The sequence below is a fragment of the Candidatus Desulfosporosinus nitrosoreducens genome, from assembly GCF_030954495.1.
Classification (GTDB): domain Bacteria; phylum Bacillota; class Desulfitobacteriia; order Desulfitobacteriales; family Desulfitobacteriaceae; genus Desulfosporosinus; species Desulfosporosinus nitrosoreducens.
Genome location: NZ_JAVHUW010000051.1, coordinates 40,889 through 66,805 on the forward strand (window position 1 = coordinate 40,889; position 25,917 = coordinate 66,805).

Sequence of the window (25,917 nt, forward strand, 5' to 3'; positions counted from 1 at the left end):
TATCATATTTTCTTAACGATCCAGAAGAGAACTCATGATATTAAGAATATCCGGTTTACTTACTGGTTCAGCATGTCCCATTACACAAATATCAAAATCAAATTCTTCAATCGCTGTAATTAAAGAACGTAATTTATCTTTATCTAAATAGCAATTATCGTAATAATCCACTCCAACAGCATCACCAATAAATAACACTCTTTCTTGAGGTATAAATATGCAAATACAATCTTCACTATGAGGAGATACGATATGATGTAATTCTACAACAATATCTCCCAGATCAATTTCCATATTTCTATCGTAAGAGATATCGGAGGTCGTTACTCGTATCTCCGAAAGTAGCGGATATTCCTTCCGAATACAAATATCAGCAAATTCAATCTCAACCTTTGCTTCCAATCTCTTTTTCATTTCGGAATCTGTCCATTTCCACTTAGCTATTTCTGCTAGTTTAGCATTCGTTTTTTTGTGAGCAATTGTAATGCCTTCCACTGCATTCATAACCGAAAGTATGATCCCAATGCCAATGTGTAATTGCAATAAAGTCTGGTTTTCTTAACCCTTCATTAGTTATAGAATCATTAAATAACTCAACATGTCTTCTAGAGTTACCTGAATCCACCATTAAAGAATACTTTTGTCCGCTTATATATCCAAGAACCGGCCTATCAGCCTCTTTACTATGCGTAGTATAAAAAACGCGTTCTGTTAACTGCTTCAGCTCCATATAATAAATCCTCCTAGCATATTTATAATTTTATACAAGCTCACATCACCAACATCTCATTCCACTTTATTTTTTGGCAAAGAAACCGTCTCAGCGTGCCTTGAGTAGACAAAAAAGATGCCGCCTGAGCCTGATAGGGCCTTGGCGGCAAGTGCTTTCCGGCAACATATACTGCTAGCTTAAACGGAAAACTCCACCATTGCCAAATTCAAATGTTCCTCCTGCCTCTAGCTCGAAATGTTTCTTTGCAATACCTAAATCAGTCAAATCCAGGGAATAGTCATCCGCAATTTGAGCGCTTAAAATGTTGTTCTCATACTTAAACATTGCTTTTTGGGTATTTTTAGCGCTTGGGGCAAGTAACACAGCCTTCATTCCGTTTTGTACCCATTGCGGCACCGGTTGATCGCTTATGATTCTTTCTGCCATATTTTTTACTTTTCTATGTGTAGCAGACCGCATCATCTTTTCTGTTAGTGAGGGCGCTGCCACTTTACCTACTAAGACAACACAAACCAGTTCCTCGCTGTCATCAACAATTAATTCTTCCTTGTCAAAGGTGCCTCCAACCCAACAGGTTCCCAAACCTAAATCAGTTATAGCAAGAACTAAATCTTCTCCGTAATAGCCAATTCTTTCCTTCAAATTCTTGAGTTCTTTGTTCCCTTTCATCAATATAACTGAACGCACATTGGTAAATAAGCCGTAACTCTTTCTTAATTTCTGAAAAGCATTGCTCCCGTCCTCCAAAAATGCCATGGCTAAGCCAGATGCTTCATTTAATTCATTAATAAGAGAAATGATTATTTTCTTTTCTGAACTTGTAACCGGCTCTTTTTCAAACTTTCTCCGTGAAATTCTATTTTCTATTGCCCTGCGCATAAAATTACCTCCAAATTGCTCATCCACTTCCCGGATAAAATTCTTTCATTAAATCGTCAATATGGAATACAAGATTCTTAAGCAATTCCAATTTAGTAGAAATATTGATATAGTAAAAATTCCTTGCGCCTTCTTTGCGCATTAGTATGATACCTGCATCCCGCAAAATTTTCAGATGGTGTGAAACAGCAGGGCGAGAAAGATGAACTTGCTCTGTAATTTCACCGACACGCAGGCCGGTCTTGCAGGTAGTTTCCATCAAAACCATAATGATAGCCTGACGCGTTTCATCGCCAATAGCCAATAAGATTTTTTGACAATTCATAAAGTCCTGTCTTATCAGCTTGAGCTGCTCGTGTTTATCCATATAGACACCTCTTAAATCTCGTTTAATAGTTCGAACTAATAAACTATATGTAATCATATAGAAGCCTTCAGCCCTATGCAATATTGGGAAAGAAAATCAAGACGAACTTACACCAAATAGGCATTCTTGATCGTTGTCCGAAAGTCCTGAAACACAAAACCGAGATTTTCCCGGCGGAAGGCGGAAATCTCCTTTTCCTTAATGGTGTTGAGCGCTTTCCCCTTGAGCAGAACCTCCTTTGCTGAGTAGGTTCAGTATAGCAAAACTGGAAAATGCCCTGCCATAACTTTGGCTTACATTTTCCAGTTTAAGCTTACCCTTTTGTAAGGTAGATCATCATTTTATTCTTGCACTGTATCGCCCGTAGCATATGCAGGAAAGCCCCTCCCTTTTCAGATACCATTTTATCACGGAAAAGGATTAATAAACCTTACTAACAGTATTAGCAGCACTTTTTACTACAGTTACCAACTCATCCCTTTTTGTACCGCTAACGCAAACATCATAAAAACCCATGTCCTTAAGAATTTTAACATCCTGGGGCGGAATGACTCCACCAATGACAAAGGCAATACTTTGCTCAAGGCCTTTTTGTCTGGCTAATTCCAAAAGGTGTTTGCCTGTACGCAAATGAGCACCCGATAGTGAGCTGACCCCAATAACTTGAGCATCTTCTTCCATGGCTGCTTTGAGGGCATTTTCTGCAGTGGTGTTGCCCATATAGACAACTTCCATACCTTCTTCTTTTAAAATGGTACTTACGACGATGATGCCGCGATTATGTGTCTCGGGTCCGAGACAACACATTAAAACTTTAATTCTTGTATCTTCCAAGCTGTCCATCCCTTTCCTTTAAAATACACCGGGCCGTTTCCAAAGGCCAAAAACTTCTTTAAAAATCTTCCATTGTTCACCAACCGTACAACCTGCCCGGGCACAATTCACCGTATATTCCATGACGTTCTTACCCTCTCTGCAGGCTATCCTTAATTCATGAAGGGCTTTTTCAACCCCGGCACTATTTCTCTTCTTTCTGTGATCCTCAAGGCGCTGTAATTGTCTGGCCTCACATTCCTCAGGATAACGAAAGGCTTCAAAATTTTCTCCTTCACCGCTTTTTTGGTAATTATGACCGACAATTTTAATTTCACCTTTTTCAATCCGCATTTGTTCTTTATACATATAATTGTATATTTTCCGGCTGAGATAGCCGTTGGCAATAGCTTCCACATAGCCCCCCTGGTTCTCAATCTCTGTGATCTCGGCTAAGATTTTCTCTTCCATCTGATTGGTCAAAGCCTCTATGTAATAAGAACCTCCCAAAGGATCAACAACAGCGGTAACTCCTGTTTCATGTTCAATAATTTGCTGGGTCCGTAAAGAAAGCAGGGACGCTTCCTCAGAAGGAACCGAAATTGCCTCGTCATAGGAATCGACATGCAAAGACTGGACCCCGCCAAGAACGGCAGCCAAGGCCTCAAAAGCCGAGCGAATAGCATTGTTATAAGGTTCTTCCCTGACCAAGCTTATACCGGAAGTCTGCAGATGACACCTCATCCAGGTTGACCGGTCCTTCTTCGCCTGATACTTATACTTAAGGATTCTGTACCAAAGTCTCCTCATGGCCCGCAGTCTGGAAACCTCCTCGAAGATATCCATCCCTCCGGACCAGAAGAAGGCTAATCTCTCAGCCACCCAATCCACTTCGTAACCGCGACGAATCATTTCATCCAGGATGGCCATCCCGTGAGTTGCCGCTACAGCCATCTCTGTGACACCGGATGTCCCGAATTCCCGGAAATTATAACCATTAAGGGTAATGAAATTCCACTTCGGCACATTCCGGCGGATGAATTCAATATTGTCACACTCAATCCGGAAACAATCTTTGGGAGGAATGTATTCAGAAGAATTACGCACCAGTTCTTCAAGGGTCATATCATTTTGGGAACTGCCTTGAAGCTGCTCCCAGGGCACCCCTCTTCTTTCGGCCATGACCAGATACATGGGAAAGAGGCAGGCCGTATTGGAAGGGTAGTGCGTAACGATGGAGGAAGTTTCTTTAGCAATATCAATCCCTTCATAAAGCAATTCCCAGTCCTGAACATGGTTGACACTGACTCCGCAGGACCCCACGGACCCTTGGGCCATTGGGTCGTCACAATCATACATTTGAATCGTCGGCATATCAAAAAGGAGATTAATTCCTGTCGCTCCGTGATTCAGCAAATACTTTATGCGCAGGTTCGTGTCCTCCGGACCGCCAAAACCGACCAATTGACGTTGGGTAAAGGTACGGCCGCGATACATATTGCTATGAATTCCCCGGGTAAAGGGAGCTTCGCCCGGATTTCCCAGTTGAGCACAGTAATCCGTATTGGCAGTATTCAAGGGGGTATAGATCAGTTCCCGGGGAATTTCAGAACCCAGAACGGTCAGGGGAATACTTTCCCAATTAGCGAGATCCTGGGCTTTAACCTTTTCTTTTTTCCATTGCTTCAGACCATCCTGAACTTTGGCCAGATACGTCGGGTCATAGACCTGACAATTTTCAGTTTTCTTCCTAGCCTCTTCAAGTATCTCTGCCGTTGTTTTTGGCTGCTCACTTGGCATAATTATTCACCTTCCTCTATGTGTCTTGCTAAAAAGCAATTGCAGTATTTCATCCGCGGCCTGATAAGGATTTAAGCCCCCCTCCTGAACTCTCATGAAAATTTTTTTAACTTCCTCAGCTTCTAAGAAGCTTTCACGCAAGTAGTTTTTCAATCTTTCTTCTATAGCACTATAGCAGGCATGTTCACGCTGCAGGCGGGTCTGTCGTTCCTTTAATCCCGATTGCCCTAAAAATGTTCTGTGTCTTTGCATGGCTGCATAGAGGTCTGAAATCCCCCGGTCATTGAGTGCTTCCGTCAAGATAATTTCCGGAGTCCAGTCACTGTCTTTCCTCAAATAGAGCATCATTTGCAGGTCATCGACCACATCCCGGGCACCCGGAAGATCCGCTTTATTGACGACTAACACATCGGCAATTTCTAAAATCCCCGCTTTTAAGGCCTGCATCTGATCGCCCAGTCCCGGAACAGAAACAACAACCTTGGTGTCGGCATAACGCATAATATCAGCTTCCATTTGACCCACTCCTACGGTTTCAACGATGATAACCTCTTTCCCAAAAGCATCCATCAGTTTAATAATTTCACTTACCCGGGGAGCCAAGCCGCCCAGCGCACCACGGGTGGCCAGACTCCGCAAGTAGACACCGTCATCTCGGTAAGCCCACTCCATCCGCACCCGGTCACCAAGAAAAGCTCCCCCGCTGAAAATACTGCTGGGGTCTACACAGAGCACACCGACACGATAAGCTTTATTTCTAAAATTACGGATCAACTTATCGACTAAGGTACTTTTTCCAGCGCCGGGAGGACCGGTAACCCCGAGAACATACGCTTTACCTGTCAGGGGATAGATTGCCTTCATAATATCCAGGGATTTAGGGCTATCGTTCTCAACCAGCGTGATTAGTTTACTAAGAGCCATTCGATCTTTTTGAATGAAGCGTTCAATAAGTTTTTCCATCTCTGCATCTCCAATAGTAAACTTTGTAAATAAGCGTTTTGACTGATCTCTAAATAAAATACCCTCCATTGATATCGATCACCGCACCTGTCATATAAGCTGCCGAATCAGCCGCGACAAACACAACCACATCGGCGATTTCAGCCGGTTCTGCCAAACGTCCGGCTGGAATCCTGGCAATGAGCGCCTGAAGTTGTTCTTCAGGATATTTCAGCATCATATCCGTTTTAATATAACCGGGGGCCAGAGCATTACAGGTGATTCCTTTGGACATATTCTCAACAGCCGTAACTTTTGTTAAGGCGATTAACCCCGATTTTGTTGACGCATAATACCCCGTCCCCGGGATACCTAGTCTGGCCGTAAGGGATGAGATATTGACAATTCGGCCATAATTATTTTGTCTCATACCAGGCAAGACGGCTTTTGTACAGATAAAAGGCCCGGTAAGATTGACATTCATTACAGCCTGCCAATTCTGTAAGTTGCCTTTATGGATCAAACCGTCACGATTAATACCGGCATTGTTAACCAGGATATCGATGCGTCCGAAACGGGCTATGATTTCCTCAACCATCTGATTGACTTCACTTTCCTGAGTCACGTCGGCGAAAAAAACCTCAGCGTCTGTTCCTATTTTACGAAGTTCCGAGACGGTCTCCCGGGCTTTTACTTCATTCAGTGAGATATCGTTAATTGCCAGGTCAGCCCCCTCATTGGCTAAGGCGAAAGCAATTGCTTTTCCTAATCCCTGACCACTGCCTGTTACCAGGGCAACTCTCTCTTTAATTTTCATGGCTTACCTTCCTTCCGTCCTGATCTTTAAATCCCCTCTGCCCGCTCATTTTCAACTACAACTTGCTGATACGAGTCTGCCTGTTCCTTTAGACCTTTAGAGCGCGCTCATCTAGATTTAATGCAAAAAATATGCCAATATATTTTTAATATTCAGATAACATGTTGCGAGCCTTTTTGTTTAAATTCTCAGATATTAAAATTAAACAAAAAAATACGCGATGCTCTATTGCATCGCTTAAGGTCATTTTACAGGCAATCCCTGATGCGCCAGCTAATCAGTGATGTTTCTCGGCATCACCAAACTTTCTTTTCCATAAAGTTTCAGCTTGCGTACTACAGTAGATTGATTAATGCCTAACATTGAAGCAGCTTTCCTGGTACTTTTGGTCAAATGATAGGCTTGTAAGATCATTTTTTTCTCAGTTTCGGCTAGGGCATCTTTTAAAAGACCAAGGGGAGGCGGATCTGCAGCAGTTATTTCTTTAGGGCCATTAAACAAAGAAGGATCGATCCCTTCATCAGGGCTTAAAATTACCATTCGTTCAATGGTATTTTCAAGTTCACGAATGTTTCCCGGCCAATCGTGTTCCGTAAAAGCTTGCATGAGTTCCGGAGAAATCTTGCGGTTAAGATTATATTTCTTCGAGAATTTGCGCATGAAGTACTCCACCAACATAGGAATATCGGTTACACGTTCGCGAAGAGGCGGGATATAAATATTGACAACATTTAAGCGATAATAAAGATCCTGGCGAAACGTCCCCTCTTTAACCATTTGCTCTAAGTTGCGGTTTGTCGCTGCAATCAAGCGCACATCAACAGAAATACTCTGCGTACCGCCCAGGCGGGTAATCTCCTTTTCCTGGATCACTCTCAGTAACTTGACTTGAAGGTCAAGCGGAAGTTCACCCACTTCATCGAGGAATAAGGTTCCATTGAAAGCAAGTTCAAAGATTCCAGGTTTTCCCTTCTTAGAGGCCCCTGTAAAGGCTCCTTCCTCATAACCAAATAGTTCCGACTCGATCAAACTTGGGGAGAGAGCTCCGCAATTAATTTTAATAAAAGGTCCAGTCGATCGTTTGCTTGCTTCGTGAATCATCCGGGTTATAATTTCCTTGCCTACGCCGGATTCCCCGGTGATTAGTACATTGGTATCCACTGGCGCTACACGAATGGATAATTCCACAACTTTTCGGATTTCAGGGCTATTAAAGATAAAGCCGTCCTCAAGGGCTTTTATCTTTAAGCGGGATAGTTCAGAGCGATAGCTGTCCATCTCTTGAGAAAATTTATGAAGATTTCGTCGCAGGGAATTTAGTTCCGTGAGGTCTCGTATATTGGCAATAACACGTACTACCTTGCCCTTCGCATTGAAAACGGGGGTTCCTGTAAAGAGAATTTCCCTGCCCTTAATTTCTTGAATCATAGTAGCGGAATTAAGGGTTTGGAGTACTTTGGCTGTGACAAGTTCTGATAAGTAACCTCTTGTGACAAGTTCTGTGACAGGTTGTCCGGTAAAATTCTCTTCAAGGGGAATGCCAAGCATTAAGCGGTAGGCCTTGTTCATGCGGATTATGCAGCCTTTATCATCTGAAATGACTAAGCCATCAGCCGAAGAATCGATCAAGGCGCTGAGTTCGCTATTCAGTTCTTGAACAGAATGGATTTGGTGAGAGACCAATTCCAGGTCAGTAATATCTATAAAAGAACTTACCGCTCCGGTTATTTGCCCATTAATTATAATGGGCGTGCGATTGGTTAATACTGTTCTATCCCCAATCTGCAGTTTAACTCCATATTGGGGCTCAGCACTATGTAAAACATCTTTGATCTCAGACAAAGGAATAAGTTCATTGACATCACGCCCAATAATTTCTTCACCGCCTACCATAAACTTCCTGGCAGTTTCGTTGATATAGGTTATTTTTCCATTGATATCAACTGCGATAATTCCATTGTAGACTGAATCAAGCACAGCTCGAAGTTCATTCACAAGCATTCTTGACTTCTCGCTCTCTGTACTTTCATAGCCCATTAAAGGTCCCCCCAACCGTAAAGTCTGGAATCCCTGTTCAATTCTAAAACAGCTCAATTTTAAACTGACGTTTAAACACTCACAATATTCCTTCTGCAAAGAAGTTCTTAAACCCTGCAATTTATCGGATATTGATTGTGCAATCCGGTTTCTAAAATCCTCTTCAACTTATTATTCTATAAATACAAAGGCTATTCTTTAGTAGATATTTGCCTCCGCTTTCTATTTTAAAGATATATACATATGTATTTCAGAATTCTCCATGTCGCCTCCACCTTGATACTCTTCAAAATCACAGCCGTATTTTCTATCTAAGTCCATAGACCAAAGCTTCACCCAAAATTCACCTACTGCTTTTTGTACGTGGCCATGAATAATAAATTTTGCGTATTTTCCAGAGGAAATAATTTCTGACTGTACATTCTCAGGCAGGCTTGCCGTAGTTTCAACTTCACAACAAACCATTACATCATATGCTCCGCTTACACCATTTTCATAATTCGTATAAAGACCTATGCTCTTATCATTTTTCTTATCCGGTATGGAATGATATATACCCTCTGCAAAAAAGCTCTGCCAAGCCATGCCGATACTCTTGCTCATGCCTGGGTCACTGTTGCTGGTTCTGATTCTAAGTCCTGCTACCCTTTTTTCTTCCAATTGCACTAATTCATAATTCATTTTCATATACCTCTTTTCATATTGTAATGAAATCAGTATATTACTCTTAATAAGACACCAGTATGTCATATTATAAATAGTTCTTTAAGTTCCTTTCGAGTTTTCCTTTTATGATTTTCCTGATATACTCCGGTTCTAAAACCTCTCCATAATCACCAAATGAGAGAACATATCCATATACCCACTCGTCTTCCAGCAAATTTGCTGTCACTGTAAAGCTTCCGTCTGCATTTTTCGTTATAGCCTCCTGCCCAAATTCATCATATACCCTATAAGCCATACTCGCTTCAATTTTCATTACAAGCTTGATCATTTTATTAGTTGCTTCATGCGATATTTCCCAGATATCTTGGGGAATATCTCTTGCAAACTTTTCCTTTAATAGGGCAAGATTTTTTATCCGGGTTACTCTGAACATTCTGTAGTCATTCTTAACAGTACAAAAACCATAAACATACCAGGCCCGTCCTTTAAACATCAGCTGCAGCGGTTCTATTATTCTTTTTGTCTTTTCCCCATAAGAACTATAATAGTCAAATTCTACAGGGTTTTTGTTGATTATAGCTGTTTTAAGCAGATTAAATTTTTCTTTTTCATCTGAATTACTGCCCCAAGGCGAAAAGTCAACATCTATCCATTCGGTATAATTCTTATCAAACATTGCTGCTAATTTTTTGAGAACCAGCTCTGCATCAGGGACATTTAAGGCCTTCATCCCCTGCAAAGATGATAGAATATCAATTTGTTCCTTTTCAGAAAGGATTGATTTCTTAATCACAAAGTTTTCGAGAAGACTGATTCCCCCACCTTTTCCCTTGTTTGCATATATGGGTATGCCTGCTGCACTTAACACATCTACATCCCGATATATTGTCCTTTGCGATACTTCAAAATGCTCTGATAACTTCTTTGCTGTGACGATCTTTTTCTCAAACAGAATATAGACAATTTCAAGCAGCCTATTAATCTGCATACTTTATCACCCATAATTATATTAACACAAATATATGACAACCTTCTGTCATATTAATATTAAACTTCTTTAATCAAAAAATTATCAGATAGAATATCAATTAATTACCTTTAAAAGTAAAAAGAGAGGCCTGACAAATTGGAAGTTGTAGCTTATACCTTGAGGAGACAAAAGAGATGCCATCGCCGGCATCTCTTTTGTGCGCTAAACTATAAAATAAAATTCAGGATTTAGTCACCATCCCGGTGTTTCCGTTGACTATGACAGTGTCCCCTGTTTGCAGCAGAGCCGTAGCATTGCCGGTGCCGACAACGGCCGGAATGCCAATTTCCCGGGCCACAATTGCCGCATGGGACAGTGGTGCGCCCAAATCGGTAACGATTGCCGCGGCCTTGGGGAACAGCGGCGTCCACCCGATATTGGTCATGGTGGTCACTAATATTTCGCCTTTCTGAAAAAGCTTGCCCTCCTCAAAATTGTGCAGCACACGCACCCTGCCCTCGACTATCCCCGGAGCACCCGCAAAGCCTTTAATTCCTTCGCTGCTTGGGCTTGACGTGCCAGCGTTAGGGTCGTAATAGTCCTGACGGCGGTTTGCGGAATTAAGCCACTCCTGGGGATTGAATCTCCCCCTGATAAATTGCGGAAACGCGGGCAGGTTCTGATATCTTTCAAAGCTATTGCGTCTATCCGGCAGATGCTTGAGCATTGAGGTATCCCCCTGCAAGAAACACGGAATCTCAAAGCAATACATCATAAACACATCGTCGCCAAGGGCAGTGATTTCCCCTATTTTCAGGAGCAAATGGCGCATAACCCGGAAGACCTTATTAAATTCGTTCCGCAAGGATTCTCGTGTATTGGCATCCTCGGATACTTTTAGCAGCCTTCTTTCCAGCCATTTTACTTTGCCTGGGTATTTCTGGGCAAAGCGGGCTTTAGCTTTTTGGAATTCTTGCCTCTGCCTTTCCAGGAGCTCTTCCGGCTTCAGGTCAAGACTTGCATACTCTTTGATCTGATTGTCCACATAATCCGGGTCATCAGCCGGATAGGGATAATACGGATCAAATTCGTTCGGGCTTCGATGACCATAGAACTCCAGATACTTGGCCTGGCTGAGCTTCCCTTTAATTACTTGTTCGATACCCAGCATAGGCTGCATACTCACCAGCACGCCTTGGCCGCTGAAGTTCGAACAAAGAAGATTGGCTTCACCCTCGCCAACCATTTTGGCAAGCTTCTTGCGGAGAGAAATCAGGGTCACACTCCCTGCGCCGCCAAACCAGATATACCAGAGCGCAGACAGAAACGGGCGCACATTGCCGGTCCAGAGAGCCTGAAGCTCTTCTTTGCTCTTGGCCTTTTCAATGTCTTTAAGGGTTTGCACGTACCAAACAGGCGTATGCTCAAGGTAATAGGCTTTCTGTTTTTTGGAATCTCTCATGCGTTTTAGGCTTTTTAGGGCGCGAACAAACATCTCCTTGATCAAATGCCCGGTTTTGAACGGATAGACAGGGATCTCCAGATTATCGGGGACGCGGCCGAAGGCGTCACTGATCAAGGCCTTGGCGCGGGGGACGTTAAACCCCAGCACCCTCATGGCGCTGATGGTTACGCTGATGTTGGAATAGGTCCTGCCGCAGATATTGCCAAACATATAATAACCCGGGACCTTCTGACATTCCAGGTCCATCTCGCGCAGCAGACTCCAGGCAAAGGGACTCATCACGCCGGGGATGGCCTCGCCCACATTATTGCTGGTCCAAAGCGCATCCCCATCTAGACTCTGATTGATCTCATAGGTATCGTAATTAATCGTTTCCAGGGTAGTAATCGGGCGCGCCTGCACAATGTAAAGCCTTTTATCGGCAATAACCCACTCAATATCCATCTCCCGGCCGAAAATTCCTTCGGTCTTTTCTACTGCCTTGTGCATTTCTTTGGCGTAAGCGGCCAAGGTCTTGTCTCCGCTATACCGCGCTTTAAGCCTTGATATGGTAAACGGATAGGCATTGGCCACACCGGATACGAGGGATTCGCCAGCACCGAAAACGTAATTTCCGACCATGTTAACATGACTGCCGGTAATAGGATCGGCTGAGAAGGTAACTCCTGAAATCTGGGCCTTGATCATGATCTGAACCACAACCGCCATATCATGGGCAACGTCAAGGCCATGAAACGCGCTGTACCTGCTCACGCGCTCTGATGAGGCGGACGCCGCAACCCTGTCGATCGCGGCAAAGATCGAATCCTTACAGACATCTAAGACCGATTCGAACTCACCGGCGAAGGAGGTTTTCGCGCTATCCTCGGCAAGTGCCGAGGAACGCACAGCCAGCGGAACATCCGGCAGGGCGGCCAGGCATTTTTCAATGTCGGCTTTAGCTTCCGGCTTTAGTTGATAATCTTTAAAGGCACTGGCTAAAATTACAAATCCGTCCGGGACATTCAACCCTGAACCAAACATTTTACAAAGAGATGCTCCCTTGCCCCCTGTCAAAGCCAGCGCTTCTCCGCTGATTTCTTTAAAACTGTAGGCATGATTCATACTCTATCCTCCCTATAAAACGCCGCCTTGAGTGCGGTTATATACTCGTCAATCTCTTGAATATAATGGTTTATCTGGCTGCTATAATCTTTGGTCTTCTTTTCGGAAGAGGCTTGCGCCTCACTGTAGCCCTTGATAGTAAACAGTATAATTTGAATGGCAATTTTATGGTCAATGCCCGGCTTGAACAGCGCCCGATCGATACCCTCCAGCAGCTTGCCGCTTGCCTCCTGATAGAGCTTCCTGCTGTCCTGACTAATCACTTCGACAACCGCGCTGTCCTTTTCAAAATAAGCGGAACTGATAAAATCTAAAACCGCCGGAAATGCTTCGATGAGCTTGAACTTGAGCAGGATCATGCTGCGCAGGCGCACGAAAATATCTTTTGACTCATAGTCGATTTTGTCATTGTATTCCTTCATGACAATTCGATTCGCATATTCGTACAGGTAGATATATAAATCTTTTTTTGTGCCAAAATAGTGAAACAATAGCCCTTTGGATATTCCCGCCCGGCTGATAATCGTATCTGTTGAAGTTTTCTTATAGCCGTTCTGAGCAAATTCAGCCATGGCGGCATTGATTAATGCCGTTCTCTTTTCTTCGCTCATTGCGGATATTTTGTGCTTATCCATCAGCAGCCCCCTTTCATTGACTCAACCAGTCAACAAAATCAGAGTAGCACTGTTGACTAGATTAGTCAATATTTTTTATAAAAAAGGTTTATAAAAAGATGCCGACAGAAGCTGATAGCCCCTTGCCGGCAATTATTATCATTCTGGCATTTTTCTTTCCACTAAGCCTACTGCTTGACGAAGACCACATTAATTTAACCAGCGCTTCTACTGAAATATACCTTGTAGCCAAGGCCCCACCGGGCTCAATAAATTCTTGGTTATCGCCAAATCTCCTGATCTATTTCATGATGATTCTTAGGGGGAGATCCCTCCAATTGAACAAATCAGGAGGAGAAAACGTATGAAAAAACCAAAAGAGGATGAGCGTTCTAGGATAGCTTTGCTTCGGTATGAAGTGATTGCATCCCTTCTGAATCGTCCCTTGCCTCGCGGTGCCCAAAGCGTTCTCATGGAAGAGCTCACTAGCCAAATGCACATTGATGCAAAGAATCGCCTCGTTCATTTGGGGAAAATAACGTCAGGTTCTAAAGTAGCTAAGTTGATAGCTTCTGCTCCGTTAACAGCCTCTCCAACTACTTCTATACCCGGAATATTCTGTAGTATCTTTTTTAAGATGCGCATGTTGGGGTCATCGTCTACCACAAGGGCCTTTAACCTCATTAAATTTTCTTCCTGTTGAGATTTAGGAACATCAGGCTGATAATAAGTTTTTACCTATCTATCGAAGGAAGGTAACTCAAATTGTATTCTAAAATGATTTCAACTCTTGGATTTACCATCCAAATACAGTTGAACCATTTGATGTTTGAATTAGTCAATAAAACACCATGTTCTTGTCAGGTCATAGTATCTCCTCGTCTTTCATTTGTGTTAAGTTTACTTGACCTTAAGAAACTGTCAATTTTAGTATAATTTATCCATACGCTTGTAATTTTAATGAATAATTAGGTGGCCTTCCAATCCCAAACAATTGGAGGAAGTTTACCCTCCTGTGGACTATCTAAGACCAGATCAAACTTAACTTCATTATCGTATATATTCACTAAGAACAGGGCAATACGCGCCATATGCCCTTCAGAATATGAGACTAAAATATAATTAGGCTGTAAAAAGGAAATAGCTTCTGTATGCCATTTGAGAGTTGGAGGAGCTTTAAGTGGTATAATTATATCAATTTGAGAATTCATTGCATCAATAATCTTTGCTTTATCAAAGAAACTATTGTTTGTTGAGGTACTTTGGCTAGCATTAGGGGGCTTGGATCTTGGAATTTGGCTATTGCACCCACCTATCATGATAATAAACAGTATTACAAGGCTTAACCATTTTGTAGTAATTTTATGCAATATTTTACTCCCCTCCTTCCATTTTAATAATATACATTGCTCGTAATTAATAACAGGGGGATTTGTACCTCCCTGTTATTAGTCACGAGCTCCTAATCGCGTTTTTGCTTTAGAATCCCCACCAATATAAATGGATTCCTTTTGACATTGCGGAATTGGCGTCCGGGCCAGTTCTAACCACTCTCCTCCAGCTTATTCCTAATTATACCACTGTACCTCGACAAATTGTTGTTCCATTTATAATAGAAAAAATCCAGAGCATATTGTCGCCCTGGATTACATTCCCCGCAAAACCGTTTAGATTATTTTATTTTTAACTCCACTCTCGGCAGGAGGGAAGTTATAATCTACTTTGACTGCGGGCTAGGCTTTATCATGGCGGTGGTTGAACTTAGCATGGCGCAAGCGGCGGTAGGATTTGCTATTGGGGAGCAGATGACATGTTCTCCCGTTCGACTAAACTCCTTAGCCGTATGTATATTGGCGTTAATTTTCCTTGGCTGCCTGTGCCCCGACTCAAACCTCTAAAAGATTCATAACAACCTGTTCTACTTAATCGTGTTAAGAGCGAATTAACGTCCTCGCTTCTCTTTATATTCTTAATACGCAAAAAACCTCCCTCCGCCAATAAAACGAGAGATGCCTTTGTTCATTCAGCAGCATCCGACAACGTTGCCTTAATTATGCTGGTTGTTGGATAGGAGCCTAGGCTTGCGGGTCTGGCTGAGCTGCTTGAGTTTGAACAGTTTGAAGCGTTAATACTTCTTGAACACGACTTACATCCAGTCTAATTGCATCATTTACTGCATTACTTGCTTCTTCCTGAGCGATCGGAGTTACAACCTGTGTTACTGCATGGCGACAGCTTCATGTACTGCTTGATCTGGCATGCGACAATAACGATAGGTAAGTGCTTTTATGTTATCCCCGCCTTTTCCCCCGTTCCACACCGTGCATGACAAGTTCTCATCACACTAAAAAAGACCCCCGCCAGCTTAGGCAGAGGCCAAAATAGAGTTATGGGATAAAACAGTTGAAGATACTATATCTAGGATTAAAGGTATTAAGAGCAAAAAAACTTTCACAGTCTCAAGGGCCCTTTGACATTTTGACACACTTGTTTAGCATATCTTTCCTGCAAAAACGCTATATTTACATTCAAGATGTTCCCTTGGACGCAGACTTAACACATTCTTGACATTTTCAGCCAATTTGTAAATAATCCCAGCCTCGTAACCCTTGCTACAAGCGGCTTTCAAGATGTGACTGTTTTCAAACTTACCACGGTCTCAACGTGCCCCGTCCACGGAAACATATCCACCGGCTGCACACTCTCCACACTATATTTCCCCACGGCCAAAATACCTAGATCCCTGGCCAGGGTCCCCGGATCACAAGATACATAAACAATCCGCTTAGGCTCAATTTCCAATAAACGTTTTACTACGTCAGGATGCATGCCTGCCCGCGGCGGGTCGAGAATCACCACATCGGGCTTATCTTCGCCGCTGATCATAACGTCTTCTACTTTCCCAGCTAAGAAATCAACCTTTGCTGAGTTGCCATGATCAGCGGTATTAATCCGGGCATCCTGAACGGCAAAAGGGTTTTCCTCAATGCCCAATACCTTTTTGGCCTTGGGGGCCAGGGTCAAAGCCAGGGTTCCTATGCCTGTATAAAGGTCCCACACCTGTTCTTCACCGCTCAATTCGGCTGCTGTTCTGACGAGTTCATAGAGGACTTCAGTTTGCAGGGAATTGACTTGCAGAAAAGATAAGGGCGTTACTTTAAAAGAGTTGCCCAGAATGGTATGGCAGAATGTTTCGTCCCCCCATACTAATTTCAGCCCTCCCTGAGAATCCGTCCACCAAATAGAACGAAGACCGTTTTGGGCGAGGGCCTCGGGAAATTCCGGATTGTTTTGAATTTCTGCCACAACCGCCGGGTAATTTCCTCCTTCTAATAATAAGAGCCCTTCCTGCCGGGTATTTTCCCTGAAGGTCAAGGTGTGAATTTCTTGTCTCTCTTTACCGGTTAAAAACGCTTCGGTTCGCCAAATCCAGCGATTCATGCGCTCGCTGAGCAAGAGGCAGTCCCGGAAACCGACAAGGACCCGGGACTTTTCCTTAAAATATCCCAATTGTCCGCCCTGATCCCTGTGCAAACGCACCTTATTGCGATAACGCCAGGGATCAGACATCCCGATAGTTGGTCTCACCGGAACGTTAAGTTTGCCGATTCTCTGCAAAGCATCCTCCACCCAGCGTTGTTTCCAGTTAAGGGTCTCCGCATAAGTCATATGCTGAAGCTGGCATCCCCCGCATTCCTCAAAAACAGGACAAGGGGGATCAACTCTTGCCGGCGAAGGCTGAATCACGGTCAGCAAACGGGCGCGCTGAAATTTTTTCTTGCTCTCCGTAACTTCCACCAGCCCGGTTTCTCCGGGGAGCAGTCCCGGTACAAAGGTAGCTAAGCCTTCTTGATAGCCGATCCCGGAACCGTCCGCAAGAAGTCTGAGACAGTCCAGCTGAAAGCGGGCTCGAATTATTTTCTGGTTTAAAATTTTAGAATTCATGGTTCTCTCCCTAAACGTATCTCTATCTCTTAATCTCTTAATCAAACTCCAACTAATCCTCGCCCTCTCGGGGCTTCCCGTGTCCCTTGCCTTAGGTTAATAGCGCTGTATCCAGAGGGCTAAAGCCATCAAAATATTCCAGGTGCCATGGGCAACAACGGAGGGCCATATACTGGAAGAACGCTCATAGAGCCAAGTCAGGACAATTCCTCCCAAAAAAAGCGGCAGCAGGCGGATTAAGTCAAAATGCAGCAGGGCGAAAAAAATCCCCGTCAAGAGGATTCCTTTGCCCCGGCCGTGAGCTTCGCGCAGCGGCGGGTAGATCAGTCCGCGAAAAAGCATTTCTTCCTTAATTGGTGCGATAACTCCTCCCAGTAAAATGAGAAGCGCGAATTCCCAAGGGTAGTTTGCCCCTTTAACTGCAAGGGCAAAGCTTTGAGGAGCGGGAATTCCCAAAATCTTTGTCAGTTCATTCCCCAAGAGGCCAATGCTGACGAAGAGGAAGCAACCGACGACAAATCCTAAGAGCAGAAAGCGTTTGTGCGGTCTCACAAACCCCAGGTCTGAGAAAGGACGGCGAATAAGGCGCATAAAAATCCAAATAACGACAACGTAAAGAAAAACGTCTCCCAAGCCGACCCCCAAAAACTTCAGAATTCCGGACAGGGAGAGGAGATCTTTAGGGGTAGACAGCCACCCCAGCGGGAATTCCAGCACAGTAACGAAAGCTATGATAAACAATCCCTGCCAAATGTTCCAAGTTGGCCGTCTTGGCGGAGTACGGGAGTCTTTGCTTTTTTGTGGTTTAGGCATCTCATTCATCCTCAATTCTTAGTAGTCAAGCCTTCCTTCCAATTTTAATGGTTCCCTCTGTCAATGTCCAGCGACAAGAAAAGAAGGGGTCTCTCAATAGAGACTCCCTTCCCCAAATTACCCAAGGTACTTACTTTATTCTGTTTTATTTTCTCCTATGCGGCAAAGGATTTTAACCTAAGCTTTTTTGCGCCAAATTTTTAATTGTTTGGCCTCTGCTATCAGTTCTTCCCGGAAATCAGGATGAGCGATAGAAATCAAGGCTTCCGCTCTCTGCCAAGTGGAGAGGCCTTTCAAATTAACTTTTCCGAATTCGGTCACGACAAATTGTACCGTTGGCCTTGTATCGGTGATAACAGCGCCGAGGGTCATTGTGCCCTTAATCCGGGAGTGAATCTTGCCTTCTTTGTCTTTGTAGGTGGAAGGTAAGCAAATAAAGCTTTTTCCTCCCTTGGAATGGTAGGCAGCCTCCACAAAATCAAGCTGGCCGCCAGCGCCGCTGATCATGTTGGGTCCGGTAGATTCCGAGCAAACCTGGCCTGTAAGATCAATTTCCAAAGCACTATTGATGGAAATAAGCTGATCCAATTGCGAAGCGATAAAAGGCAAGTTGGAATAATCTACAGGGTATCCCGCTAAGGACGGGTTGTCGCGCATGAAATCGTAGAGCTTTTGCGTCCCGGCGGCAAAGGAATAAACAATTCTGCCGCGGTCCAGGTTTTTGCATTTTCCTGTAACCTTACCCGCTTCCACCATATCGACGAACCCGTCAACCAGCATTTCCGTGTGGATTCCCAAATCCTTGAGATCCGACGCCGCAATCATTTGACCCAAAGCATTGGGCATCCCGCCGATTCCCAGCTGGATGCAGGCTCCATCTTCAATTTCGGGCAGGACATAGGCGGCAATTTGTTTGTCAATTTCAGAAGCCGGAGCCGACGGCAGGATTGGCAGGCCGCGATGTCCGCCTTCCACCACATAGTCCACTTTAGATAGATGGACCATATGGTCATATCCGCCATGAACCCTGGGCATATCTTCATTAACTTCCACAATCACTGTGCGGGCTTTTTCAATCGCCGCGGCATAGTGGGACACTGTCGCGCCAAGGCTGAAATAGCCATGCTCATCCATAGGTGCCACCTGAATAGCCACAACGTCCGTTTGTAAATTCTCGCGTATGTAACGAGGCAGCTCCGAATATTTAAGAGGGATATAATAAGCCAGGCCTTTTTGAGCCAGTTTACGTTCCCATCCTCCCATATGCCAGCTATTCCAGGTAAAATGTTCTCCGGTCGGATCACTCTCAATGCATGCCAATGGTTTCAATAATACGCCCCCGCGCAGGTTCACATCGTGAAGCTCTTCTTTACGGCGGGCTAAAGCTTCATCCAATAGAGTAGGCATGCTTGCGGCCCAGGCAAATTCTACCCAGTCCCCGCTTCGAACTGCTTTTACTGCTTCATCTGCTGAAACGCATTTCTTTTGATACTCTTCCCTAATCATTGCTGCATCCCCCTTTAATTCCCTGACTCTCTTAAGGCTTAAAAAAACGCCGGCTCCTTATACCTCCTAGCCAGGTATAAGCAACTTAGAGAGTAGTATTTATATTTGCAATTATCATGCCAATTGAGTATTCAATGGATTCCGAATCTTTCGCTTACTAGGACTGACAAGCCTTTGCGAAATTTAAAAACATTCTTAATGTGAACAATGTTGCAAAGCCTATGTCTACACTTGTTGACACGAAAACAAGGAACTGTTATGCAACATCAGACGAAGTCGTGCTTTCAAATACTTGTACACTAATGTATACATGTATTTGAAAGTTTACAATTTTGCAGGAAATTCGATATCTTATTGAATTGAGTTACTATATTCGACAGACTTTTATTAATACCTTCCGTATGCACCATAAGAATAATTGCGTACACTTTTAGCCCTGTCTGCTCCAAGAAGAAGTTCGAGGTTAAAATCCCGCCAAAGCAAAGAAGACTTGGCAAGGCTAAACCTTCCAGACACAAAATCCTAGGTGCTTAGGATTGGGGACAAACATAGCCACTGGGATTAGCCGCAAAAAGCCACACAAGAGGCACCCCATAGTACCCCAAAACTTCCGCTTCCTATATATAAGGAAATCTGGTTGATACCCGAAGACACTACCTTCGCACGTCTTAACTTGCGGAGAAGCCTCCGCGCCTAAAAGCGTCTGCCTAACTGCCCATAGGCGCGGCTAAGGATAACCAGGTGTCCCTGCAAGCCCGAAACAGCAAAAAGCAGCCTGCCGAAAACATTGACGAGTTATCCTTTCTGCAGCACAAGAAAGCTGACAGCTTACTTCATACTTTCCACAATGGCCGCCGCCATCTCCTGAGTTCCCGAGTTTCCTCCGAGATCGGGAGTAAGATATTCTTTATGCCTCAACACGTGGTCGATGCCCTGTTCCACCCGCCGGGCCTCCTGGTCAAAGCCCAGGTATTTAAGCATCTCAACCCCGGAAAGAATCATGGCGATGGGGTTGGCCAGATTCCGGCCGGCTATCTGAGGCGCACTGCCGTGTACGGCCTCGAAGACCGCCCCCATTGCGCCGATGTTGGCTCCCGGAGCAACCCCTAAACCGCCTACCAGGCCTGCGACCAGGTCGGAGACAATATCACCGTAGAGGTTGGGCAGGACTAGCACATCGAGCTGTTCGGGAATTTGCACCAGGTTCATGCACAAGGCATCGACAATCCGGTCCTCGCACTCAATCCCGGGGAATTCGCGGGCCACGCCGCGAATGCTTTCCAAGAAAAGCCCGTCGCTTAATTTCATGATATTGGCTTTGTGAACAATGGTCACCCGTTTGCGCCCTTCCCGCCGGGCAAGTTCAAAGGCATACCTGCCAATGCGCTCGGAAGCTTCGCGGGTAATAATTTTAATGCTTTCCGCCGCATCCTTGCCCACCATATGTTCAATACCCGCGTACAGGTCCTCAGTGTTTTCCCGGACAACCACAATATCTACGTCCTGATAGCGGGAAGGGACGTTCGGCAAGTTGCGCAAATGCCGGACATTGGCAAAAAGCTGCAATTGCTGGCGCAAAGCTACATTAACGCTGCGGAAGCCTTTCCCGACGGGAGTAGTAATCGGCCCTTTGATGGCCACTTTATTGCGGCGGATTGTCTCCAGGACGTGATCCGGCAAGGGGGTTCCGTATTTGGCGATACAGGCTTCCCCGGCTTCGACAATTTCCCACTCCAGCGGAGCCTGGCTGGCTGAAATCACTTTTTGGGTGGCGGCGCTCACTTCAGGACCTATGCCGTCACCCGGAATTAAGGTAACCTTCGTTGTCATTATGTTCTACTCCCTTTCCTTCAACTCAAAGAGACGGCTCTGCGCCGTCTCCTTTGACTTTGGCCAATAGTTATTTAGCTTGCTGTTTCAACATATCTCCATAGATATAGACTAATTCTTTATCGAAAAGTGAACGCTTCATATCCACAGCCATGGCCCGCACCCTAGCCAGCATTTCGATTGCTTCTTCTTCCGTAATTTCTTTGCCGTATTCTTTAAATTTAGCCTTAATGGAAGCAGTTCCCGAATGTTTGCCGATGACAATCTGGCGCTCCAGCCCTACATCCTCCGGGCTGAACGCTTCGTAAGTTCTAGGATTCTTCAAAGCGCCATCGGCGTGAATTCCCGATTCATGGGCAAACATATTGCTTCCCACAATCGATTTCCAGGGAGGAAGCATGCGTCCCGAGGCCCGGGCAATATATTCGGACAGCTCAACAAAGCGTTCGGTGGTAAAGCTCAAATCCGTATCCAGCAGGAACTTAAGGGCCATGACAACTTCCTCCAAAGCGGCATTGCCGGCCCGTTCCCCTAAACCGTTGACCGTCACGCCAACATGGGAGGCGCCTGCCTTAACTCCGGCCAAGGCATTGGCGGTAGCCATGCCAAAATCATCATGGGTATGCATTTCCACGTCAATCCCCGTTTTCTCAATTAACGTGCGGATATTGTTATAGGTCGTAAAAGGATCAAGAATCCCGACGGTATCGCAATAGCGCAGACGGTTAGCCCCCGCTTTTTTAGCTTCTTGGGCAAATTGAATCAGAAAATCCATATCCGAACGGGAGGCATCCTCCGCGTTGACGGAAATATACATTCCTTCACGTTTGGCAAAGGTCGCGGCTTTGACCATGCGTTCCAGAACATCCTCGCGGGTTGTCATCAGTTTATGTTCAATATGAATATCTGAAGTGGAAATTGAAATCGCCACGGCATCTACGCCGCAGGCCAGGGAAGCCTCAATGTCGGCGATAACCGCCCGGTTCCAGCCCATGATACTCGCTTTTAAGCCCAGTTTCGCGATCTCGCTGATGGCCTTTTTTTCATCCCCGCCCATAACCGCGACTCCGGCTTCAATCTGATGAACCCCCACCTCGTCGAGTAAACGGGCGATGCGCAATTTTTCCTGATTGGAAAAAACCACCCCGGCCGTTTGCTCACCATCCCTTAGCGTTGTATCTACAATCGTTAAATGTCTCAAATCAGACACACTCCTCTTCTTCAGCTCGCAACTATATTATACCTTCTTGTGCATATTTATTCTCTATACTAGCACAATACCCCTGAAGTTTGAAGGAGATGGAAGTACTTATACTGTATACTTAGTAGACTCCCCACACTTGCGCCTGCATTGCGGAACTTTGACACATTCTTTGGATCACTCTGCGCTGCCTCCTGTTCCGACTTACAACAACCTTAGTATAACCTCAATGAAGGTAACCTAAATTGAGAAGACAATTCAGGTTACCTTCACTTTAAATGTCTGATCCGTTAAACTCTAAGGTTTTTTCCATATAAACTCTAAGGTTCTCTCTGTATAAACTCTAAAGCTCTTTCTGTATAAACTCCAAAGTTCTTTCTATATAAACTCTAAAGCTCTCCACATTAAACTCTAAAGTTATATTAACTCTAAAGTTCCTCATGAATTCCAAAACAGTTCCGCTCTGAAAGGCCTTAATCTCTATCTATTGACCGGCCAATTTCTCTTTCAGCAGCTGATTGACAAGACCCGGATTGGCCTGGCCCTTCGTTGCTTTCATGATTTGCCCGACCAGGAAGCCGATGGCCCGTTCTTTGCCGGCGCGGTAGTCTTCCACGGATTGGGGATTAGCGGCAATCACCTCGGCGATGATTCCTTGCAGGGCTCCTTCATCACTGATTTGGGCGAGCCCTTTCTCCTTGACGACCTGTTCGGGGTCTTTGCCCGTAGCATACATCTCTTCCAGGACGGTCTTGGCGATTTTTCCGCTCAGAGTCCCTTTGTCAATGAGCTTCAGAAGTTCCACCAGCTGGCGGGCCGAGACCGGGGAATCGGCGATCTGGCACTGGTTGCCGTTAAGAAGACGGGTCAGGTCCCCCATGACCCAGTTCGCTAAACTCTTGGCCTCGCCGCCGCAAGCCAAGCCCTGATCAAAATAGTCGGCCATAGCTTTAGTTTGGGTAATCACCGCGGCGTCATAAGCCGAGAGGCCCAACTCCTGGAGACGGACCCGCCGTGCGGCGGGAAGCTCCGGCAGGGTCCGGCGGATTCTTTCCACCCACTTCCGCTCAATGACGAGAGGAACCAGATCCGGCTCGGGGAAATAACGATAATCGTGAGCCTCTTCCTTGGAACGCAAAGCCAAAGTAACCCCTCTGCCTTCGTCCCAGGTCCGGGTCTCCTGAATCACTTCTTCTCCGGCGTCAAGGACGCCCGCCTGGCGGGCCACCTCATATTCCATGCAGCGCCGGACGGAGCTGAAGGAATTGAGGTTTTTCGTCTCCGTTCTCGTGCCAAAGGTCTCTGAGCCGATAGGCCGCAGGGAGACATTGACGTCAAAGCGGACGGAACCTTGCTCCAGACGGCAATCAGAAACCTCGGTATATTCCAGGATCTGGACCAGTTGTTCCAGGTAAGCCAGCACCTCAGGAATAGAGCGCATATCCGGTTCGGAAACAATCTCCAGCAGCGGCACTCCGGCGCGGTTGTAATCCACGGAAGAGGAGTTGGAGGTGGTGATCGTTTCCCCGCTGTGCACGAGCTTGCCGGCATCTTCCTCCATATGGGCCCTGGTGATTCCGATCCATTTTTTCACTCCGTCGACTTCAATCTCCAAACCGCCCTTTTGGCAAATCGGCAGGTCGTACTGCGAAGTTTGGTAGTTCTTCGTCAAGTCCGGATAATAGTAGTTTTTACGGTCGAATTTCGAGAAGTCGGCAATTTCGCAATTCAAAGCCAGACCGGCCTTGATGGCATAATTGACCACCTCGCGGTTCAGGACCGGCAGCGTCCCCGGCATACCCAGGCAGACCGGGCAGACGTGGGTGTTTTGCTCTCCTCCAAACTCGGTGGTACAGCCACAGAATATTTTCGTTTTAGTTTGAAGTTCCACGTGGACTTCCAAACCGCAAACCATTTCATAGCGATCAGCGACTGCCATGCGCCGGCACCTCCCCCGTCAGATTTGGTTTTAAGGTGTGATACTCCGTATTTTGCTCAAAGGTGTAAGCCGTACGATAGAGAACCCCTTCGTTAAAGGCTTTGCCCATCAGCTGCATACCTATCGGCAGGCCCTTGACGAAGCCCGCGGGCAGGGAAATGGCCGGAATACCCGCCAGGTTGATGGGTACCGTCGTTATGTCCGAAAGGTACATCGTCAAAGGATTGGCGGATTTTTCTCCGAATTTAAAGGCCGGCGTCGGCGCGGTGGGGGCCAGCAGGACATCAAACTTCTCAAAAGCCCGGTCAAAGTCCTGCTTGATTAAGGTCCGGACTTTTTGAGCTTTGAGATAATAAGCGTCATAATACCCGGAACTTAAGGCATAAGTCCCCAGCATGATCCGGCGCTTGACTTCCTGTCCGAAGCCTTCGGCCCGAGTTTTGCGGAACATCCCCAGAACATCCTCGGCTTCCGCCCGGTAGCCGTAGCGGACGCCGTCGTAACGGGCCAGGTTGGAACTGGCTTCGGCCGTAGCGATCAAATAATAGGCGGGAATGGCGTACTCCGTGTGAGGCAGGGAGCACTCGCTTATTTCGGCGCCCAAATCCCTCAGGGTCTGGATGCCGGCCTGAATCCCCTGAGCCACATCGGGATCAATTCCCTCCCCGAAATACTCGCGGGGGATGCCGATTTTCAAGCCTTTAATATCGTTGACCAGAAATTGAGTATAGTCCGGTTTCTCATAGCGGACGGAGGTGGAGTCCAGGGAATCGTAGCCGGCAATGGCGTTCATCACCAGAGCATTGTCCCGCACGGTTTTCGTCAAAGGTCCGATTTGGTCCAGGGAGGAAGCATAAGCGATAAGTCCGAAGCGGGAAACCGCTCCATAGGTCGGCTTCAGGCCGACGACCCCGCAAAAGGCCGCCGGCTGACGGATCGAGCCGCCGGTGTCGGAACCCAGGGAGAAGGCCGCTAAATCGGCCGCCACCGCCACCGCCGCTCCGCCTGAAGATCCTCCGGGAACACAGCCTAAATCCCAGGGATTCCGCGTCTTCTGGTAGGCTGAATTCTCCGTCGAAGAGCCCATAGCAAATTCATCCATATTCAACTTGCCTAAAAGGATACTCCCGGCATCTTCCAAACGCTTCGTCACAGTGGCGCTATAGGGCGGGTAAAATTCCGCCAGTATTTTGGAAGCGCAGCTTGTGCGCACTCCTTCCGTGCACATATTGTCCTTCATGGCCATGGGGATTCCTTCCAGGCTGCCCAGGTCCCCTCCCCGGGCAATCTTCTTGTCGACCTCGGCGGCCCGGGCTTGGGCCTCCTGCTCCAAAACTGTCAAATAGGCCTGCAAATCCTGATCCAAAACACGTATCCGTTCTATGTAAGCTTTGGTTAATTCTCCGGCGCTAACCTCTTTTTGCACGAGGAGCTCATGAAGCTCGCTTACAGATTTGTCTAATATCATGGCTGCCA

At 45.7% G+C, this 25,917-nt stretch carries 22 protein-coding genes and 1 pseudogene; all 23 read right to left on the reverse strand.

Annotation, left to right across the window (positions count from 1 at the left end; translation table 11 throughout):
* Window positions 1-12 precede the first annotated feature (12 nt).
* The 23 genes and pseudogenes from REC12_RS12275 to gatA all read right to left on the reverse strand — a co-directional run bounded on the left by REC12_RS12275 (window position 13) and on the right by gatA (window position 25,909).
* On the reverse strand, window positions 13-504 hold the full coding sequence (locus REC12_RS12275; protein ID WP_308894823.1) for an MBL fold metallo-hydrolase: 492 nt from the start codon (window positions 502-504) through the stop codon (window positions 13-15).
* Window positions 455-730, reverse strand: coding sequence for an MBL fold metallo-hydrolase (locus REC12_RS12280; RefSeq protein WP_308894824.1), 276 nt, complete (start codon window positions 728-730; stop codon window positions 455-457). The genes REC12_RS12275 and REC12_RS12280 overlap by 50 nt, the downstream gene beginning before the upstream one ends.
* A 174-nt stretch (window positions 731-904) precedes the next feature.
* Complete coding sequence (locus tag REC12_RS12285; RefSeq protein ID WP_308894825.1) at window positions 905-1,612, reverse strand: nitroreductase family protein; 708 nt, start codon at window positions 1,610-1,612, stop codon at window positions 905-907.
* A gap of 19 nt (window positions 1,613-1,631) precedes the next feature.
* Window positions 1,632-1,979 (reverse strand): ArsR/SmtB family transcription factor, encoded by a 348-nt coding sequence (locus REC12_RS12290; RefSeq protein WP_308894827.1) that lies wholly within the window; start codon window positions 1,977-1,979, stop codon window positions 1,632-1,634.
* Window positions 1,980-2,119: 140 nt separating this feature from the next.
* Window positions 2,120-2,215, reverse strand: a pseudogene (locus REC12_RS12295) (ABC transporter ATP-binding protein); the annotation flags it as partial.
* Between the two features lie 184 nt (window positions 2,216-2,399).
* Window positions 2,400-2,822, reverse strand: coding sequence for a cobalamin B12-binding domain-containing protein (locus tag REC12_RS12300; protein WP_308894829.1), 423 nt, complete (start codon window positions 2,820-2,822; stop codon window positions 2,400-2,402).
* A 9-nt stretch (window positions 2,823-2,831) separates the two neighbouring features.
* On the reverse strand, window positions 2,832-4,592 hold the full coding sequence (locus tag REC12_RS12305; RefSeq protein WP_308894831.1) for an acyl-CoA mutase large subunit family protein: 1,761 nt from the start codon (window positions 4,590-4,592) through the stop codon (window positions 2,832-2,834).
* Between the two features lie 6 nt (window positions 4,593-4,598).
* On the reverse strand, window positions 4,599-5,555 hold the full coding sequence (gene meaB, locus REC12_RS12310) for a methylmalonyl Co-A mutase-associated GTPase MeaB (protein ID WP_308894835.1): 957 nt from the start codon (window positions 5,553-5,555) through the stop codon (window positions 4,599-4,601).
* Window positions 5,556-5,604: 49 nt separating this feature from the next.
* Complete coding sequence (locus REC12_RS12315; RefSeq protein WP_308894837.1) at window positions 5,605-6,351, reverse strand: SDR family NAD(P)-dependent oxidoreductase; 747 nt, start codon at window positions 6,349-6,351, stop codon at window positions 5,605-5,607.
* Between the two features lie 273 nt (window positions 6,352-6,624).
* Window positions 6,625-8,388 carry a sigma-54 interaction domain-containing protein gene (locus REC12_RS12320; RefSeq protein ID WP_308894839.1) on the reverse strand — a complete coding sequence of 588 codons (1,764 nt, stop codon included), beginning with the start codon at window positions 8,386-8,388 and terminating at the stop codon, window positions 6,625-6,627.
* Between the two features lie 222 nt (window positions 8,389-8,610).
* A complete protein-coding gene (locus tag REC12_RS12325; protein ID WP_308894841.1) occupies window positions 8,611-9,069 on the reverse strand; it encodes a GyrI-like domain-containing protein in 459 nt (152 codons plus the stop codon).
* A 70-nt stretch (window positions 9,070-9,139) separates the two neighbouring features.
* Window positions 9,140-10,042, reverse strand: coding sequence for a helix-turn-helix transcriptional regulator (locus REC12_RS12330; RefSeq protein ID WP_308894843.1), 903 nt, complete (start codon window positions 10,040-10,042; stop codon window positions 9,140-9,142).
* A 223-nt stretch (window positions 10,043-10,265) separates the two neighbouring features.
* Window positions 10,266-12,593 (reverse strand): PEP/pyruvate-binding domain-containing protein, encoded by a 2,328-nt coding sequence (locus REC12_RS12335; RefSeq protein WP_308894845.1) that lies wholly within the window; start codon window positions 12,591-12,593, stop codon window positions 10,266-10,268.
* The gene (locus REC12_RS12340) at window positions 12,590-13,228 is read right to left on the reverse strand and encodes a TetR/AcrR family transcriptional regulator (RefSeq protein ID WP_308894847.1); all 639 of its coding nucleotides are present in this window, start codon (window positions 13,226-13,228) and stop codon (window positions 12,590-12,592) included. The genes REC12_RS12335 and REC12_RS12340 overlap by 4 nt, the downstream gene beginning before the upstream one ends.
* Before the next feature lie 501 nt (window positions 13,229-13,729).
* Window positions 13,730-13,891 carry a hypothetical protein gene (locus REC12_RS12345; protein WP_308894849.1) on the reverse strand — a complete coding sequence of 54 codons (162 nt, stop codon included), beginning with the start codon at window positions 13,889-13,891 and terminating at the stop codon, window positions 13,730-13,732.
* A gap of 284 nt (window positions 13,892-14,175) precedes the next feature.
* A complete protein-coding gene (locus REC12_RS12350; RefSeq protein WP_308894851.1) occupies window positions 14,176-14,577 on the reverse strand; it encodes a hypothetical protein in 402 nt (133 codons plus the stop codon).
* Window positions 14,578-15,832: 1,255 nt separating this feature from the next.
* On the reverse strand, window positions 15,833-17,152 hold the full coding sequence (rlmD, locus tag REC12_RS12355; RefSeq protein WP_308894852.1) for a 23S rRNA (uracil(1939)-C(5))-methyltransferase RlmD: 1,320 nt from the start codon (window positions 17,150-17,152) through the stop codon (window positions 15,833-15,835).
* A gap of 96 nt (window positions 17,153-17,248) precedes the next feature.
* On the reverse strand, window positions 17,249-17,965 hold the full coding sequence (locus REC12_RS12360; RefSeq protein WP_308894854.1) for a CPBP family intramembrane glutamic endopeptidase: 717 nt from the start codon (window positions 17,963-17,965) through the stop codon (window positions 17,249-17,251).
* 177 nt (window positions 17,966-18,142) lie between these two features.
* Window positions 18,143-19,471: an acetyl-CoA hydrolase/transferase family protein gene (locus REC12_RS12365; protein ID WP_308894856.1), complete on the reverse strand. Its 1,329-nt coding sequence runs from the start codon at window positions 19,469-19,471 to the stop codon at window positions 18,143-18,145.
* A gap of 828 nt (window positions 19,472-20,299) precedes the next feature.
* Window positions 20,300-21,301 (reverse strand): isocitrate/isopropylmalate dehydrogenase family protein, encoded by a 1,002-nt coding sequence (locus REC12_RS12370; RefSeq protein WP_308894858.1) that lies wholly within the window; start codon window positions 21,299-21,301, stop codon window positions 20,300-20,302.
* 70 nt (window positions 21,302-21,371) lie between these two features.
* Window positions 21,372-22,502 carry a homocitrate synthase gene (nifV, locus tag REC12_RS12375; protein ID WP_308895012.1) on the reverse strand — a complete coding sequence of 377 codons (1,131 nt, stop codon included), beginning with the start codon at window positions 22,500-22,502 and terminating at the stop codon, window positions 21,372-21,374.
* Between the two features lie 484 nt (window positions 22,503-22,986).
* On the reverse strand, window positions 22,987-24,441 hold the full coding sequence (gatB, locus tag REC12_RS12380) for an Asp-tRNA(Asn)/Glu-tRNA(Gln) amidotransferase subunit GatB (protein WP_308894860.1): 1,455 nt from the start codon (window positions 24,439-24,441) through the stop codon (window positions 22,987-22,989).
* Window positions 24,428-25,909 (reverse strand): Asp-tRNA(Asn)/Glu-tRNA(Gln) amidotransferase subunit GatA, encoded by a 1,482-nt coding sequence (gene gatA / locus REC12_RS12385; RefSeq protein WP_308894862.1) that lies wholly within the window; start codon window positions 25,907-25,909, stop codon window positions 24,428-24,430. Before gatA ends, gatB begins: the two co-directional genes overlap by 14 nt.
* Window positions 25,910-25,917: the final 8 nt, after the last annotated feature.